Source organism: Streptomyces sp. 891-h (assembly GCF_022760275.1).
GTDB classification, from domain to species: Bacteria; Actinomycetota; Actinomycetes; order Streptomycetales; family Streptomycetaceae; genus Streptomyces; species Streptomyces spirodelae.
Map to the genome: position 1 here is coordinate 1,728,831 of NZ_CP050693.1, position 17,309 is coordinate 1,746,139.

At 68.2% G+C, this 17,309-nt stretch carries 12 protein-coding genes; 6 read left to right on the plus strand and 6 right to left on the minus strand.

From position 1 onward, the window contains the following. Nucleotides 1-178: 178 nt before the first annotated feature. From HC362_RS07285 to HC362_RS07300, 4 genes are all read right to left on the minus strand, one after another. Complete coding sequence (locus tag HC362_RS07285; RefSeq protein WP_243083105.1) at nt 179-1,132, minus strand: carbohydrate ABC transporter permease; 954 nt, start codon at nt 1,130-1,132, stop codon at nt 179-181. Between the two features lie 18 nt (nt 1,133-1,150). Continuing rightward, complete coding sequence (locus HC362_RS07290; protein ID WP_243088410.1) at nt 1,151-2,098, minus strand: sugar ABC transporter permease; 948 nt, start codon at nt 2,096-2,098, stop codon at nt 1,151-1,153. 148 nt (nt 2,099-2,246) lie between these two features. Then, nucleotides 2,247-3,671 carry an N-acetylglucosamine/diacetylchitobiose ABC transporter substrate-binding protein gene (gene ngcE / locus HC362_RS07295; RefSeq protein ID WP_243083106.1) on the minus strand — a complete coding sequence of 475 codons (1,425 nt, stop codon included), beginning with the start codon at nt 3,669-3,671 and terminating at the stop codon, nt 2,247-2,249. A gap of 26 nt (nt 3,672-3,697) precedes the next feature. After that, a complete protein-coding gene (locus HC362_RS07300) occupies nt 3,698-3,949 on the minus strand; it encodes a hypothetical protein (protein ID WP_243083107.1) in 252 nt (83 codons plus the stop codon). 186 nt (nt 3,950-4,135) lie between these two features. Here HC362_RS07300 and HC362_RS07305 point away from each other — a divergent pair, with 186 nt between their 5' ends. Further along, entirely contained in the window at nt 4,136-7,465 is a 3,330-nt protein-coding gene (locus tag HC362_RS07305; RefSeq protein ID WP_243088411.1) for a GH92 family glycosyl hydrolase, read from the plus strand. Nucleotides 7,466-7,530: 65 nt separating this feature from the next. Here the strand turns inward: HC362_RS07305 and acnA are convergent, their stop codons facing one another. Next, on the minus strand, nt 7,531-10,251 hold the full coding sequence (acnA, locus tag HC362_RS07310) for an aconitate hydratase AcnA (protein ID WP_243083108.1): 2,721 nt from the start codon (nt 10,249-10,251) through the stop codon (nt 7,531-7,533). Nucleotides 10,252-10,676: 425 nt separating this feature from the next. Here acnA and HC362_RS07315 point away from each other — a divergent pair, with 425 nt between their 5' ends. Together HC362_RS07315 and HC362_RS07320 are read left to right on the plus strand one after the other, a co-directional pair. Continuing rightward, complete coding sequence (locus HC362_RS07315) at nt 10,677-11,993, plus strand: APC family permease (protein WP_243088412.1); 1,317 nt, start codon at nt 10,677-10,679, stop codon at nt 11,991-11,993. A 231-nt stretch (nt 11,994-12,224) separates the two neighbouring features. Further along, nucleotides 12,225-13,754 (plus strand): UDP-N-acetylglucosamine 1-carboxyvinyltransferase, encoded by a 1,530-nt coding sequence (locus HC362_RS07320; protein WP_209264293.1) that lies wholly within the window; start codon nt 12,225-12,227, stop codon nt 13,752-13,754. A 27-nt stretch (nt 13,755-13,781) separates the two neighbouring features. On the opposite strand, the gene HC362_RS07325 is transcribed toward HC362_RS07320, so the two are convergent. Continuing rightward, the gene (locus HC362_RS07325; RefSeq protein ID WP_243083109.1) at nt 13,782-14,231 is read right to left on the minus strand and encodes a hypothetical protein; all 450 of its coding nucleotides are present in this window, start codon (nt 14,229-14,231) and stop codon (nt 13,782-13,784) included. A gap of 265 nt (nt 14,232-14,496) precedes the next feature. Here HC362_RS07325 and HC362_RS07330 point away from each other — a divergent pair, with 265 nt between their 5' ends. The 3 genes from HC362_RS07330 (at nt 14,497) to HC362_RS07340 (ending at nt 17,303) form a co-directional block, all read left to right on the plus strand. Further along, a complete protein-coding gene (locus HC362_RS07330; RefSeq protein WP_243083110.1) occupies nt 14,497-14,985 on the plus strand; it encodes a hypothetical protein in 489 nt (162 codons plus the stop codon). 341 nt (nt 14,986-15,326) lie between these two features. After that, complete coding sequence (locus HC362_RS07335) at nt 15,327-16,301, plus strand: S1 family peptidase (protein WP_243083111.1); 975 nt, start codon at nt 15,327-15,329, stop codon at nt 16,299-16,301. 153 nt (nt 16,302-16,454) lie between these two features. After that, a complete protein-coding gene (locus HC362_RS07340) occupies nt 16,455-17,303 on the plus strand; it encodes a hypothetical protein (RefSeq protein ID WP_243083112.1) in 849 nt (282 codons plus the stop codon). The last annotated feature ends 6 nt before the right edge of the window (nt 17,304-17,309 follow it).

Sequence of the window (17,309 nt, forward strand, 5' to 3'; positions counted from 1 at the left end):
CAACGTCGGGCGAGGAGAGCCCCGAACTGCTTGGCGAGGTGATCCCCGTGCCGCTACGGCGCAGAGACTACTCACGGCATATTCCGCCGCACAGGTCTAGGCCACTTTCGTGGCCAACCTGAAATCACTGCCGGGCGCCGCAGGTTCGGGCGGGCGGTCCGAGGGTATGCCCGGCCGCCTACTTCAGGGCGCCCGCGGTCAGTCCCGCCTGCACCTGACGCTGGAAGACGGCGTAGACCACCAGCACCGGGACCATGGCGATGGTCAGCCCCGCGAAGAGGGCGCCCCAGTCTCCCGCGTATCCCTGGGAGACCGTCAACGCCGCCAGCCCCTGCGGCAGGACGTAGTTGTTCTCGTCCTCGTTGTTGAGCAGCAGCGGCAGCAGGTACTGGTTCCACTGACCGAGGAAGTTGAAGATCCCGATGCTCACCAGCCCCGGCTTGGCCATCGGCAGCATCACCTGGAAGAACGTCCGGGTGTGCGAGGCCCCGTCGATCATCGCCGCCTCCTGCACCCCGCTGGGCAGGGTCCGGAAGAACGAGGTGAGGAAGAAGGTGGTGAACGGCAGCGAGTAGGCGATGTACGCGATGATCAGGCCGGGGCGGGTGTCCAGCAGGGACATGTTGTCCATGATCGTGAACAGCGGGATCAGCGCCAGGATGACCGGGAACATCATGCCGCCCGCGAACAGCAGGAAGATGAACCGGTTGCCGGGGAAGGTGAAGCGGGCGATGACGTAGGCCGCCATCGAGCCCAGCAGCATGGTGCCGGTCAGTGAGCCCGCCAGGATGATCAGGGAGTTGAACGCGTACCGGCCGATCTTCGCCTCGGTCCAGGCGTTGGTGAAGTTCTGCCAGTGGATGGAGGTCGGCAGGCCCATCGGGTCGTTGAGGAAGTCCGCCGTTGGCCGGAAGGCCGTCAGCGCGACCCAGACCAGCGGACCCGCTGCCATGACGACCCACGCGATCAGGAAGGCGTGCGAGAAGACGTTCAGCACGCCGCTCTCTCCGCGCCCGGGCCCCTTGGACGAGGCCGCGGAGCGGGCCGGGGAGGCGGACGCGGCGGCTGCGGAGGGCGGGGCACCGGCCGACTGGTCGGTGACGGCGTCGGTGGGCATCGGTTCGGCACTCATCGCTTCGCTTCCCGCTTCTCAGTACTCGATCTGGTCACGGCGTCCGATCCTCATCACGATCAGCGTGAAGATCATGCTCAGCACGAGGAGCACCACGCCGATGGCCGTGGCGTAGCCGAACTGGCCCTCCCGGAACCGCTCGTACAGATAGACGGGGGTCACCTTCAGCGCGTGCGGCGGCACCATGATGAGCACCACTGCGAAGGCGTCCAGTGCCTGGATGCCCATATAGATCCAGCCGGTGCGCACGGTGTCCCAGATCAGCGGCAGCGTGACCCGGAAGAAGGTGGCCGCGCGCCCGGCGCCGTCCAGCAGCGCGGCCTCGTAGATGTCCTTGGGGATGGCACCCATGGCTGCGGAGAAGAGCACCACGTAGAAGCCGACGAAGCTCCAGGCGATCACCGCCATGGTGGAGAACAGCGCGAGCTTGTAGTCGCCGCCCAGCCAGCGCTGCTCCAGGCTCTCCAGGCCCACGGAGCCGAGCAGACCGTTGAGCAGGCCGCTGCGGGAGCTGTAGACCTGCTGCCACACGACGGCGATCAGCGCGATGGACAGCACCTGCGGGAAGAAGTAGACGATCTTGTAGAGCGAGGAGCCCGCCACGCCCGAGACCGCCCGGCCCCTGCGGTGCCGTCCACCCGCGGTGATCATGTAGGCGAAGAAGATGCCCAGCGCCAGGGTGATCAGCGGAACGACGACCAGGAGCAGCAGGCTGGACTGCAGCGAGTCCCAGAACTTCTCGTCGTTCCACATCTTCACGTAGTTGTCGCCGCCGACGAAGTTCGCCGTGGTGCCGCCCGCCCAGTCCGTGAACGAGTAGTAGATCGCCTGGAGGAACGGGGAGATGACGAAGACCGCGTAGAACAGCAGCGGCAGAGCCAGGAAGCCCACGATGAACCGGTACTTGTCCAGCGTGCGGTATCTGCGGTCGTTGCGCACCCGCTCCGGGGTGAACCGGGGTGGCAGGACGACGGCCACCGCGAAGGCCAGTTGGCTACTCGTCCGTGCCCGCCCGGAAGGCCGCTTCCCGCTCGTCTGGCCGCCCGTGGCCGGCCGTGTCTCAGTCTTCACGCCGCTCCGATTCTCCCCGGGGCTCCGCCGCCACCCCGTCCGCTCAGGACTTCTTGATCTTGGTGACGTCGGGGTCCTTGGCGGTGCGGTCGGCAGCCTTCTGCATCGCGCTCATGGCCTCCTTCACCGAGGTCTCGCCGTTCATGAACTTCCCGATGACGGCGTCGAAGTCCACCCGCCACAGATCGGCGTACCACTCCTTGAAGAACGCGATCACGATGTTGTCGCCTGCGGCCTTGACCGCCTGCTGCGCGCTCTTCACACCCGGCGGGAGTTCCATGCCGTCGATGGCGCCCTTGACCACGGGCATCGAGGAGACCTCACGGAAGAGGTTCACCGCGGCTTTCTTGCTGTACATCATCCGCATCCACTCCAGGCCGCCCTGCCGGTTGGAGGCCTTGGCCGGGATGATGTACGGCTCGCCGGGCGGCGCGTAGAGGGTGCCGAAGGGCATCGCGTCGCCCTTGTCGAGGGAGGGGGTCGCGCCGACCCGCATCTCGAAGTTCTTGGGCGTGGTGTCCTTCGCCTCGTTCTCCACCCAGGAGCCGTCCGGAATGAAGACGGCCTTGCCCTTCGTCCAGGCGGTCTGCGCCTCGATGTGGGCGTTCTTGCCGTCGAAACCGGTGAGCACGTACTTCTTGGCGAGCAGTTCCTCGTAGGCTTCGAAGACCTGCTTGACCGCGTCGGTCTTCCAGGCGTTCGGCTCCAGGTAGTCGAAGGCGTCCAGCTGCTTGCGGCCGCCCGCCTGGCCGAACATGGCGTACATGCTGAAGAACATGTACCGGGGGTGACCCGCCGGGTACGTCCAGCCGTGCAGCCCTTTCTTCTTGGCCTTCTTGCAGAGGGCCAGCATGTCGTCCCAGGTCTTCGGGTACTCCGTCTCCAGCTTCTCGCGGAGCATCGTGTCCGAATACCAGATGCCGTAGACGGTCTGGGCGATGTTGAGCTGGTAGCAGGCGTCGCTGCCGAACTGGCCCATCTCCAGGACGCCGGGCACCAGGGTGTCGCGCACCTTGACGTCCGGGTCGTCCCAACTCGGCGCGTCGAGCAGTTCGGTCACATCGCTGACCTGCTTGTTCTTGACGAGCTTGGAGATGGACATCATCTCGGCGCCGGAGTTGTTGACCACGTCCGGCGGATCGCCCTTGATGATCCGCGGCTGAACCTGAGTGGCGATTCGCTCGGTCTTCTTCTGGTCGAGCTCCGCCTTGGGATACTGCTTCTCGTACATGTCGCTGACGAAGCGCGCGTACTTGTCGTCGTATCCGCCGTTGAAGATGTAGACCTGCAATGCGGCGTCTTTTTTGACGGAGAGCGGATTCTCGGCCGACTTCTTGCCCTTCTCGGCCTTCTTGTCGTCACCGCCGCCGGTGGCGCAGGACGTCAGCGAGCCGAGGGCCGGCACGGCGAGCAGTCCGGCCGCGGTGGCCTTGACGACATCGCGACGGTTGACGCTGTTGGTTCCCATGCTCAAGTCCTCGCCTTCTCCAGGACTCAGGCGGTGTACCGGTCTCCCGTCGACTCGCCACCGGCGAAGGGCCCGACACCGCGGGTCAGTTCAAGCTGGGTGGTGCGGTGGTGCGGATCTTGCGGATGGTGCGCCAGTGAAACGGCGCCCGCGCGCGGGTACCGTTCGAGGTGGGACAGGTATAGTCCACTCTTCGCCACCTGGGCAAGATCGAGAACGTTCCGTCCCGCCATCTTTCCCGAGTTGAGACCTGTGCGGATTTCCACTTCTTCCGACATCTCCAACTCCCTTGACACCAGGGCGTATACGTACGTTACTGGTCGCTGAAATTCACAACCTGACAACGTTGTCGGCCTGTTTGAGAGGTCCGCGTGCGCCGCAGCCCCCTACCGCCCTGTTCCCGGCGGGCCCGGCGATGGGCGTTCGCCGTGGTGCTCGCCATACTCGTCACCTGCACCGCGCAGGTGACGACCGCGACGGCGGCACCCGACCCGGGCACGGGTCCGCGCGGTACGCGGTTCGCGTCGTCGTTCGAGCCCGACACCCCGGCGCCCGACTGGAACGACACAGTCGAGACGGGCCCCGACGGCAGGCCCCGTGCCGACGGTGTCACCGCCGACGGGAAGCCGGGGCTGGCCACCCGCACCGGCAGCGGGCCCGTCTCCTCGCCCACGGCCAAGGCCCGGGCGGGCTTCACCGGCAGGCACGCGCTGCGCTTCGCGGGTGAGCACACGGTGCCGGGCCGTGGGTACGCGTACAACAAGGTCTTCGACGTCGATGTCACGGTCACCCGCGACACCGTGCTCTCCTACCGGCTCTTCCCGGAGATGACCGGGGACGACCGCTCGTACGCGGCCACCCACGTGGCCGTCGACCTCGTCTTCACCGACGGCAGCCGGCTCAGCGAGCTGCACGCCGCCGACCAGCACGGCAATCGGCTGAGCCCGGCCGCGCAGGGTGCGGCCAAGACGCTGTACGTCAACCAGTGGAACAGCGTCGAGGCCGCGATCGGACGCGTCGCCGAGGGCAGGACCGTGGACAGGGTACTGCTCGGTTACGACGCTCCGGCCGGACCGGCGAGCGGCACCCGCGCCTTCCGCGGCTGGCTCGACGACGTCCGCCTCGCCCCGCAGCGGCCGACCGAGCCGAAGGCGCACCTGTCCGACCACGTCGTCACCACGCGTGGCACCAATTCGAGCGGCTCGTTCTCGCGCGGCAACAACTTCCCCGCCACGGCGGTTCCGCACGGCTTCAACTTCTGGACGCCGGTGACCAACGCGGGCGCCAAGGACTGGCTGTACGAGTACGCGCGCAGGAACAACGCCGACAACCTGCCGACGCTGCAGGCCCTCGGCGCCAGCCACGAGCCCAGCCCGTGGATGGGCGACCGGCAGACGTTCCAGGTCATGCCGTCCGCGGCGAAGGGGACCCCGGATGTCTCGCGGACGGCTCGCGCGCTGCCCTTCCGGCACTCCGAGGAGACGGCCAGGCCGCACTACTACGGGGTCACCTTCACCAACGGACTGCGGGCCGAGGTCACCCCGGCCGACCACGCCGCGATGATGCGCTTCACCTTCCCGGGGAAGGACGCCGCGCTGCTCTTCGACAACGTCGACGACAACGCCGGGCTCACCCTCGACACCGGCCGGGGCGTCGTCCACGGCTGGTCCGACGTCAGGAGCGGGCTGTCGGCCGGAGCGACCCGGATGTTCGTCTACGCCGAGTTCGACGCGCCGGTCACCGGCGGGAGCAAGCTGGCGGGCGGCGGCAGCAAGGACGCCGCCGGCTATCTGCGCTTCGACCCCGGCGCCGACCGCACCGTCACCATGCGGATAGCCACCTCGCTGATCGGCGTCGAACAGGCGAAGGCCAATCTGCGGGCGGAGATCCCGGCCGGCCGCTCCTTCACACAGGTCGAGAAGCGGGCGCAGCAGCGCTGGGACGAGCTGCTGGGTGTCGTCGAGGTCGAGGGCGCAACCCCCGACCAGCTCACCACGCTCTACTCCAACCTCTACCGGCTCTACCTGTACCCCAACGCCGGCCACGAGAGGACGGAGCGCGGCAGGACGCGCTACGCCAGTCCCTTCTCCCCCGCCGAGAAGCCGGACTCCCCCACCGAGACCGGGTCGAAGATCGTCGAGGGCGAGGTGTACGTCAACAACGGCTTCTGGGACACCTATCGCACCACCTGGCCCGCGTACTCCCTCCTCACGCCCCGGCAGGCGGGCCGGATGGCCGACGGGTTCGTACAGCAGTACAAGGACGGCGGCTGGATCTCCCGCTGGTCCTCACCCGGCTACGCCGATCTGATGACCGGCACCTCCTCCGATGTCGCCTTCGCCGACGCGTATCTCAAGGGCGTCGACTTCGACGCGGAGGCCGCCTACGAGGCCGCCGTCAAGAACGCCACCGTGGCACCGCCCGACCCCGGCGTGGGCCGCAAGGGCATGGCCACCTCCCCCTTCCTGGGCTACACCAGCACCGACACCAAGGAGGGCATGTCCTGGGCGCTGGAGGGCTACCTCAACGACTTCGGCATCGCGCAGCTGGGCAAGGCGCTCCACAAGAAGACCGGGAAGAAGCGCTACAAGGAGGAGTCCGCCTACTTCCTCCAGCGCGCCCGCGGCTACGTCCGTCTCTTCGATCAGAAGGTCGGCTTCTTCCAGGGCCGCGACCGCGACGGCTCCTGGCGGCTCGCACCCGACGCGTACGACCCGCGGGTGTGGGGCTACGACTACACCGAGACCAACGGCTGGAACTTCGCCTTCACCGCGCCTCAGGACACCAAGGGCCTGGCCAACCTCTACGGCGGCCGGGCAGCGCTCGCCAAGAAGCTGGATCGCTACTTCGACACGCCCGAGACGGGCGAGGAGAAGTACGCGGGCAGCTACGGCGGCGTCATCCATGAGATGACCGAGGCCCGCGACGTGCGGATGGGCATGTACGGGCACAGCAACCAGCCGTCGCACCACATCGCCTATATGTACGACGCGGCCGGGCAGCCGTCGAAGACGCAGGCCAAGGTCCGCGAAGCGCTCTCCCGGCTCTACGTCGGCAGCGAGATCGGCCAGGGCTACCCCGGCGACGAGGACAACGGGGAGATGTCGGCCTGGTACGTCTTCAGCGCGCTGGGCTTCTACCCGCTGGTGATGGGCTCCCCCGAATACGCGGTCGGCTCCCCGCTGTTCACCAAGGCCACCGTCCATCTGGAGGGCGGCCGGGACCTGGTGGTCGAGGCGCCGAAGAACAGCGCACGGAACGTCTACGTACAGGGGCTGAAGGTCAACGGCAAGGCGTGGCACTCCACCGCGCTGCCGCACAAGCTGCTGGCCAAGGGCGGCACCCTGGAGTTCGCCATGGGGCCGAAGCCGTCGAAGTGGGGCTCGGGACCCGGCAGCGCCCCCTCCTCCCTCACCCGCGACGACAAGGTGCCCTCACCGGAGGCTGACGTCAGCGAGCCCGGTGGCTCTCCGCTGCTGGACAACACCTCCAGCACGGCCGCCGACGTCAGCACCGACCCCGACCCCGTCCCCGTGCACGAGGGCGCCCGTGTCACCTCGTACACCCTCACCTCCGACGACCACACCAAGGCCCCCGGCGGCTGGCGGCTGGAGGGCTCGCGGGACGGCAAGCGGTGGCGCACCGTGGACCGCCGCACGGACGAGACGTTCCGCTGGGACAACCAGACCCGCGTCTTCGCCCTCCCCCACCCCGCCCGCTACCGCACCTACCGCCTGGTCCCCACCCGGCCGGGAGCCCGCCTGGCGGAGCTGGAGCTCCTGGGCAGGCACTGACGGACGAAGGGCCGCCCCCCTCGCGGGGTGCGGCCCTTCGTGGTGGGCGTTTCGCCCGTACGGACTCAGTCGCGGATCAGCGAACGCAGCACGTACTGGAGGATGCCGCCGTTGCGGTAGTAGTCGGCCTCGCCGGGGGTGTCGATGCGGACGGTGGCGTCGAACTCGACGCCGGTGTCCGTGGTGACCTTCACCGTCTCCGGGATGCTGCCGTCGTTGAGCGCGGTGATGCCGGTGATGGAGAAGGTCTCCTCGCCGGTCAGCCCGAGGTCGAGCGCGGAGCCGCCGGTGGGGAACTGGAGCGGCAGGACGCCCATGCCGATGAGGTTCGAGCGGTGGATGCGCTCGTAGGACTCGGCGATGACGGCGCGCACGCCCAGCAGCGCGGTGCCCTTGGCCGCCCAGTCACGGGAGGAGCCGGAGCCGTACTCCTTGCCCGCGAGGATGACCAGCGGGGTGCCCTGCGCCTGGTAGTTCTGCGCGGCGTCGTAGATGAAGGAGACCGGGCCGCCGTCCTGGGTGAAGTCCCGGGTGAAGCCGCCCTCGGTGCCCGGCGCGATCTGGTTGCGCAGCCGGATGTTGGCGAAGGTGCCGCGGATCATGACCTCGTGGTTGCCGCGGCGCGAGCCGTAGCTGTTGAAGTCGCGGCGCTCGACACCGTGCTCGGTCAGGTACTTGCCCGCCGGGGTGTCGGCCTTGATCGCACCGGCCGGGGAGATGTGGTCGGTGGTGACCGAGTCGCCCAGCTTGGCCAGTACGCGGGCGCCGGAGATGTCCTCGACCGGGGCCGGGTCCATGCCCATGCCCTCGAAGTACGGGGGCTTGCGCACATAGGTGGACTCGGCGTCCCACTCGAAGGTGTTGCCGGTGGGGACGGGGAGGGCCTGCCACTGGGCGTCGCCGGCGAAGACGTCGGCGTAGTCCTTGGTGAACATCTCCTGGCCGATGCAGGAGGCGACGACCTCCTCGACCTCCTGCTCGGAGGGCCACAGGTCGGACAGGTGGACCGGGTTGCCGTCCTGGTCGGTGCCGAGCGCCTCGGTGGTGATGTCGATCTTCATCGAGCCGGCGATGGCGTAGGCGACCACCAGCGGCGGGGACGCCAGGTAGTTCATCTTGACGTCGGGGTTGATCCGGCCCTCGAAGTTGCGGTTGCCGGACAGCACGGAGACGACGGCCAGGTCGTTGTCGTTGACGGCCTTGGAGACCTCGTCCGGCAGCGGGCCCGAGTTGCCGATGCAGGTGGTGCACCCGTAGCCGACGAGGTTGAAGCCCAGCTTGTCCAGGTACGGGGTGAGACCGGCGCGGTCGTAGTAGTCCATGACGACCTGCGAGCCGGGGGCAAGGGTGGTCTTGACCCAGGGCTTGCGGGTCAGGCCCTTCTCCACCGCCTTCTTGGCCAGCAGCGCGGCGCCGACCATGACGTACGGGTTGGAGGTGTTGGTGCAGGAGGTGATGGCCGCGACGGCGACGGCGCCGTGGTCGAGCTCGTAGGTCACTCCGTCAGGGCTGGTGACCTGCACCGGCTTGCTGGGCACGCCGTTGGAGACGGCCGGTGCGTCGGAGGCCGGGAAGGACTCCTTGCCCGCCTCGTCGGTGTCGGCCTCGGAGACGTAGTTGACGACATCCTGGCCGAACTTGTGCGCGGCGTCGGCGAGCGCGATGCGGTCCTGCGGGCGCTTGGGGCCCGCGATGGACGGGACGACCGTCGAGAGGTCCAGCTCCAGGTACTCGCTGTACTCCGGCTCCTGGGCCGGATCGTGCCACAGGCCCTGCTCCTTGGCGTACGACTCGACCAGCGCGAGCTGCTCGGCGCTGCGGCCGGTCAGCTTGAGGTAGCTGATGGTCTCCTCGTCGATCGGGAAGATCGCCGCGGTGGAGCCGAACTCGGGCGACATGTTGCCGATCGTGGCGCGGTTGGCCAGCGGCACGGAGGCCACACCCTGGCCGTAGAACTCCACGAACTTGCCGACGACGCCGTGCTTGCGCAGCATCTCGGTGATGGTGAGCACCAGGTCGGTGGCCGTGGTGCCGACGGGCAGCTCGCCGGTGAGCTTGAAGCCGACGACCCGCGGGATGAGCATCGAGACGGGCTGGCCCAGCATCGCGGCCTCCGCCTCGATGCCGCCGACGCCCCAGCCCAGGACGCCGAGGCCGTTGACCATGGTGGTGTGCGAGTCGGTCCCGACCAGGGTGTCGGGGTACGCCTTGCCGTCCCGGACCATGACGGTGCGGGCCAGGTGCTCGATGTTGACCTGGTGGACGATGCCGGTGCCGGGCGGGACGACCTTGAACTCGTCGAAGGCGGTCTGGCCCCAGCGCAGGAACTGGTAGCGCTCGCGGTTGCGGCCGTACTCCAGCTCGACGTTCTTCTTGAACGCGTCGGAGGTGCCGAAGGTGTCGGCGATCACGGAGTGGTCGATGACCAGCTCGGCGGGGGCCAGCGGGTTGATCCGGTTGGCGTCGCCGCCCAGCTCCTTGACGGCCTCGCGCATGGTCGCCAGGTCCACGACGCAGGGCACTCCGGTGAAGTCCTGCATGATCACCCGGGCCGGGGTGAACTGGATCTCCTGGCTGGGCTTGGCCGCGGGATCCCAGTTGCCGAGCGCGCGGATGTGGTCGGCGGTGATGTTGGCGCCGTCTTCGGTACGGAGCAGGTTCTCCAGCAGGACCTTCAGGCTGTAGGGCAGCCGCGCTGAACCCTCTACTTTGTCCAGCTTGAAGATTTCGTACGACTCGTCGCCCACCTGCAGCGTGCTGCGGGCGTCGAAGCTGTTCGCCGACACGACAGTCTCCTTCAGTGCCTTGAGTGCATCGGCCGCCGGTGCGCTATGGTGAGCGGGACGCAAGTTAGGTAAGCCTTACCAACTCTTACCGACGTCACTACCGACGCCAACTCGATCTCGCCCTGCGACAGCGACCGCGACGTATGCCGTCGCCAGTTATCTCGATGTCGAGATAACTCTAGTACACGACCGCCCGCCGGTCATGCCTGCCCCCGGGTGCCCACGGCGCGCGGCGCCGACACGTGCGGCGCCGGTCCGGTGCGGCGCCGACGTACGCGGCTCCGACACGCGCGGGCCCGTGGACGGGGGCCCCGTGGACGGGAGGCCGCGGCTGCCCCACAGTGGTCTCCGTGTCCAGCAACGGCCCGCCCGACACCGCACCCCTCGGCCCCCGAGAGCCGCACGAGCCGACGCTCAAGCGGGCCATCGGGCCCAGACTGCTGATCCTGTTCGTGATCGGCGACATCCTGGGCACCGGCATCTACGCCACCACGGGCAAGGTCGCGGGAAAGGTCGGCGGAGCGCTGTGGCTGCCGTTCGCGATCGGTTTCGCCGTGGCGATACTGACGGCCGCCTCCTACGTGGAACTGGTCGGCAAGTACCCGAAGGCGGCCGGTGCCGCGCTCTACACCCAGCGCGCGTTCAACGTGCCCTTCGTGACGTTCCTCGTCGCCTTCATGGTGATGTGTTCCGGACTGTCCTCGGCCAGCGCGGCAGCGCTGGCCTTCGGCGGGGACTACCTGGACGAGCTGACGAACGGCACCGTGCCGGCGACCCTGGCAGCCGTCCTGTTCATCCTGGCGCTCGCAGCGCTGAACCTGCGCGGCGTCTCGGAGTCGGTCAAGGCCAACGTCGTCTTCACCCTGGTCGAGCTGACCGGTCTGCTCGTCATCCTCGGGATCGGCCTCGCCGCCGTCCTCACCGGTGACGGCGAGCCGGCCAGGCTGGGCAACGTGGAGACCGGGGGCACCGGCTACGCGCTGCTGTCCGGGGTGCTCGGTGCCACTGCGCTGGGGTTCTTCGCTTTCGTGGGCTTCGAGGACTCGGTCAACATGGCCGAGGAGACGGTGGACCCGCAGCGCACCTTCCCGCGCGGCATCTTCATCGGTGTAGCGGTCACCGGCACCGTCTACGTCCTCGTCGCGCTGGTCTCCTCGCTGCTGGTGCCGACGAGCACGCTGGCGGCCTCCAGCGGGCCGCTGCTGGAGGTGGTCAAGGCGGGCGGGGTCGCCTTCCCGCACCGGCTGTTCGCCGTGATCGCCCTGTTCGCGGTGGCCAACTCCGCACTGATCAACATCATGATGGCCTCGCGGCTGTGCTACGGCATGGCCAACGAGCGCATCCTGCCCCGCGGAATGGGCAGAGTGCTGCCCGGCCGCCGCACCCCTGTGGCCGGCATCGTCTTCGTGACGCTGCTGGCCCTCGGACTGGTCTCGACGGGCGAGATCGCCGGGCTCGGGGACACCACGTCGTTCCTGCTGCTGTGCGTCTTCGCCGTGGTGAACGTCGCCGTGCTCGTGCTGCGCCGCGACCAGGTGGCGCACCCTCACTTCCGGGCCCCCACCCCGCTGCCGGTCCTCGGCGCCGTCACCGCGCTGATCCTGGCGAGCCCGCTGGCGGACCGCTCCGCCGGGGTCTACCTCAGGGCGGGCGTCCTGGTGCTGCTGGGCGTCGCACTGTGGGCCGTCAACAAACTGGTGCTCAGGGCGCGCGGCGAGGACCCGGGCGGGTCGCGGCTGTGACCGCCGCACGGGTCCGCCCGGAGGCGAGCGCTGGGCCGTACGGGTCGTGGCATCCACTCGAACGACCCAGGCGCATGCACCAGGAACGGCCAGGAACGACCGCCGCTCGCATGCACCGGAACCGCCAGGTACGCAAGTCGGCTGCGGCATTCGGGCGGTTGCCCTTCAGCCACACGCACCTCACCACCCCCGGGCGCGCTCCTATCTCAGATCTGAGATACGGTTTCCTCCATGACCGACGACTACCTCGCACGTATCGGCCAGTTGATCCGCGATGCCCGGCAGCACAGGGGCTGGACGCAGTCCCAGCTCGCGGAGGCGCTCGGCACCAGCCAGAGCGCCGTCAACCGGATCGAGCGCGGGAACCAGAACATCAGCCTTGAGATGATCGCCCGCATCTCCGAGGCGCTGGACAGCGAGATCGTGTCGCTGGGCTATTCGGGCCCGATGCACCTGCGCGTGGTGGGCGGACGGCGCCTCTCCGGCAGTATCGACGTCAAGACGAGCAAGAACGCCTGCGTGGCCCTGCTGTGTGCCTCGCTCCTCAACTCCGGCCGTACGGTGCTGCGTCGGGTCGCCCGTATCGAGGAGGTCTACCGCATCCTGGAGGTGCTCTCCTCGATCGGGGTGCGCACCCGGTGGATCAACGGTGGCGCGGACCTGGAGATCGTGCCACCCGCCGAACTCGACCTGGACTCCATCGACGAGGAGGCCGCGCGCCGCACCCGGAGCATCATCATGTTCCTCGGCCCGCTGCTGCACCGGATGGACCGCTTCCGGATTCCGTACGCGGGCGGTTGCGACCTGGGCACCCGTACGGTCGAGCCGCATATGAGCGCGCTGCGCCACTTCGGCCTGGCGGTCACCGCGACCGAGGGCATCTACCACGCCGAGGTGGAGGCCGGGGTCGCACCCAAACGGCCGATCGTACTGACCGAGCGCGGGGACACCGTCACGGAGAACGCGCTGCTGGCCGCCGCCCGGCACGACGGCGTCACGGTCATCCGCAACGCCTCGTCCAACTACATGGTCCAGGACCTGTGCTTCTTCCTGGAACAGCTGGGCGTACGGATCGAGGGCATCGGCTCGACGACGCTGACGGTGCACGGCGTGCCCGTCATCGACACGGACGTGGACTACTCGCCCTCCGAGGACCCGGTCGAGGCGATGAGCCTGGTCGCCGCCGCCGTCGTCACCGAGTCGGAGCTGACGGTGTGCCGGGTGCCGGCCGAGTTCATGGAGATCGAGCTGGCGGTCCTGGAGGAGATGGGCCTCGACTTCGACCGCAGCGCGGAGTACGCGGCCGACAACGGCCGTACCCGGCTGACGGACCTGACGGTGCGGCCGTCCAAGCTGGAAGCGCCCATCGACAAGATCCACCCGATGCCGTTCCCCGGCCTCAACATCGACAACGTCCCGTTCTTCGCGGCCATCGCCGCCTCCGCGCAGGGCAAGACCCTCATCCACGACTGGGTCTACGACAACCGCGCCATCTATCTGACCGACCTCAACCGCCTCGGCGGCAGGCTCCAACTGCTCGACCCGCACCGGGTTCTGGTCGAGGGCCCCACCCGCTGGCGGGCAGCGGAAATGATGTGCCCCCCGGCGCTCCGCCCGGCCGTCGTGGTGCTGCTGGCCATGCTGGCGGCGGAGGGCACCTCGGTGCTGCGGAACGTGTACGTCATCAACCGCGGCTACGAGGACCTTGCCGAACGCCTCAACGAGGTGGGAGCGCAGATCGAGACGTTCCGGGACATCTGAGCGGCGGCTGCCGCCGCGCCCGCGCGCTCAGCGGGCTACTGCGGGCGGGTGCGCCTTCGGGCGCCCCGCCCGCCGCGTCTCGACCACGGTGGCGGGCACGGCAGTGGCGATCGCTCCCACCAGAAGCAGCGCGGTCCAGCCCAGCCGGGCGCTCCGCGCAGGCTCGCACAGGCTGACGTGCCAGGTGACCGCCCTTTTGGCAGCGGCTTCACCAAAGGCGTTTCGGTAGTCGCCGTCGATGTGACGGTTCACAGGGAAAAGGACGGAGCCGCACGCCTCCGGCGGATGACCGGCCGGGAGGGCGGCCTCATCCTGCACATGGATACCGGTCAGCACGGAGACAACCGAGCCGATGAGGAACGCCGCCGGCAGGCTCCATCGCACAACTCGCGCCGCCAGCCTCTTCGCCCGCTCCGGCTGCCGCCTCCACCACTCCGGTATCAGCCCTTCCTCCACGGGCCACTCGTCGGACGCCATTCCTCTGCACCTCTTCCCCACGCTTTCTTCGTCCTCGAACTCGCCTACAGCGCATACGACATGACGCCGCGCGCAGCTGCGTGCCGAGCTGGACGCGCGTAGCCGAGAGCAATCGTCGGCTCGTCGACGAGGGCGGGCCGACGGGTCGTCAACTGCCGGATAATCCCCCGCCCACCGAGCACAACTGAACTGCTGCAGACACCTTGCCCGCCTGAACGCGCAGTAGGCGCGAGGGCCCAGGCTAGGGGAAACTGCTTCTCTGGCCGTGGTCGGAGTGCTGAGCGGGTGCGGGAAGGGCGATGCAGGGATGGGGAACCCCGAATATGAGTCACGCACCGAAGAGAGCGCACAGGATCATACAGAGGAGGTCTCCAGTCGCATCCGAGACCTGATCGACATCGCTGGCAAGACCACAGAGCCCGGCGCGCTCGTAGACGGATACGCTGATTGCCCCGGCGGGGACAATACATTCCGGGTTCGACACGCCTGGAGCATTTATGAGCTACCGAGGGCGGAACTGCGCGCGGGCATGGATCGCCTTCGGGAGCGTCTTCCGGAGAACGGCTGGGAGATCTCGAAGGACGGGCCCGACGGCTCCCCCAACAATAATCCTGAGATTGTTGCCAGTCGCCCCGAGGATGGGTTCTTTCTCAAGGCGTCGTTGCGCTTGAGGCCGGATGGCAGCTCCGCGCCGCCCCTGCTCGCCGTAACACTGGTATCGCCCTGCTATCGAAACGCCTCAGATGATGACTGAGGGGTCTTGAAGGGCTGGGTCTCCCCAGCCGTTTGCCGCTTGTTGTGCGTGGCGGGCCCAGGCCCAGCTGTGGCTTGAACGCAGTGGCGGAAGCGGAACTCCCACTGCCACCTTGCGTCACACAGGCGTCGATTGTCTGCTCCCTCGCTTAAGCTCGCTGCCTTGGTGCACATGACAGCTACTGGTGTCACAAGAGCCCTGGGAGGCAGCACGTGGGGAAGGTCGGAAAGAGACTCTTACAGATGGGCGCCGCTGCGCTTCTCGTCACCGTCGCCGCAGCGGTGCCTGCGTCCGCCGATGGGTCGTCGAAGCCACTTACGGACCCCGCTCGGGCGGAAGCCTTGGCGAAGAAGCTCGGCGAGGACCGGACCGGCGGTGTCTACTACCAGGATGGGCGCCTCGTCGTCACGGTGACCGACCAGGCCGCCGAACGTACCGTCAGGAATGCCGGGGGAACCGCGAAGCGCGTGAAGCGCAGCGCGGCAGAGCTCACGGCCCTCCGCAACGAGCTCGACAGCCTCGGGACCATCGACAACACCGCGTGGGCCGCCGAAGCCAGGACCAACCGGGTGCACGTCAAGATATTCGACGGGGCGCCCGCCGCCGGCCGGGCCCGGATCGAGAAGGTCGCGGCGGCGCACTCCGACGCGATACGCGTCGACCGGGTCAGGAGCAAACTGAGCTTCAAGGCCACCGATATCCGCGGCGGCAACGGGATCTACTCCTCGGGCATGCTCTGCTCAGCCGGGTTCAACGCGAAGAACTCCTCAGGAGCGATCTACACCCTCACCGCCGGCCACTGCGTACCGGGCACCGGCAACACCTGGTACATGAACTGGAACGACCAGAGGATCGGCAACCAGAACTTCTACCGGAACGGCGGCGGAACCGATGCGTCCCCTTGGCGGTGCGGCGACTGTGCCACGGTCCGGGCGAGTGACTCCGGCATCCACCCGGTTGGCTCGGTCCGGTACTGGGGAGGCACCTACAAGGACATCACCAAGTCCCGTTTCGGCGTAGGGGGCGAGAGCGTCGACCGGATCGGCGTCACCAGCCAGGACAAGACGGGCATCATCACCAACGTCAAAGTGACGGTCACCATCGACGGCAAGAAGATGTACGGCATGCACGAGTCCAATGTCTGTGCTCTGCACGGCGACAGCGGCGGCCCCCTGCTCACCGGGTCGACGGCGCTGGGCCTGCTCTCCGGGGGCACCGACGAGACGAAGTGCAGTTCCTCTTCCAGCGGCACCTATTGGAACTACTTCGAACCGGTGCAGCGGGTACTGAACGAGCGCGGGTTGCACGTCTACTGACGGCGCGCCGCCGTCCCAGCCGTCTCCGCCGGTGAAACCCGCCCTGGTCCGGCTGCGTCAGAAGAGCGCTCCCATTTCGTCGTCCGTTCTGGAGCTCACATGCGCATCAGAGCATCGCGTACCGTTGGCCGACTCGCTGCGTGCGCCCTTTTCATGGCTGCCCTCGGTGGCCTTGCCGGGTGCGGCAGCCAGCAGGAATCGTCCAGCGGCGACGATGAGGACGAACTGGCGCACCGGGCCCGGCAGGTCGCCGAAGCCTGGGACGGGGCAACCGCCACTGCCGAATGGCGAGCCGGCTACCACCCCATGGGAGATGTGATCCAGCTGCCGAGCGGTGGCCTGCACAGCCGGGCCGACAAGCAGGCCCTCAGGGATCGGAACCTCGTCTTGCGGGGCGAGCTTCCCGACACCTCGCCGAAGGACGGCAAGGTGACCTGGGAAGGTGGCCGATCCCTCGAACGGCCCGTGATCGGGGCCCGCGAGGCGTACAAGAGCCTGGCGGGGAGTGGGGGTGAACGGCCACACCTGACGGTGACCGGGGCGAAGCTGGGCACGATGACCCTGGACACCAGCCGGGGCAAGGCGACCGTGCCCGCCTGGTTGTTCAGCCTGGACGGGTACGGCTCACCCCTCAAACGCGCCGCTGTCGTACCGTCGAAGCTCCCCACGCCCCCGATCAAGCCGACCAGCGACGTGTCCGGGTTCAGCCTCCATCACCTGGTGCGCATCGCTGACGATGGCCACTCGGTGACCGTGGTCGCCCAGCATGGTGCCTGCGACAGCGGACCCGTGGTGAAGGCGCTCGAGACGCGCGACAGCGTGGTGCTGTCGGCCACCGTCGGCAAACGGGAGAAGGGCGGCCACTGCACCAAGCAGGCAAAGCTGCAACAGGTGACGGTGAAGCTGGACCGGCCCCTGCGGGACCGGGTCCTGCTCGACGCCATCACGGGCCGACCGGTTCCGTTCAGAGGGCTGGTCGGGCCCACACCGAGTTGGAGCTGAGCTACG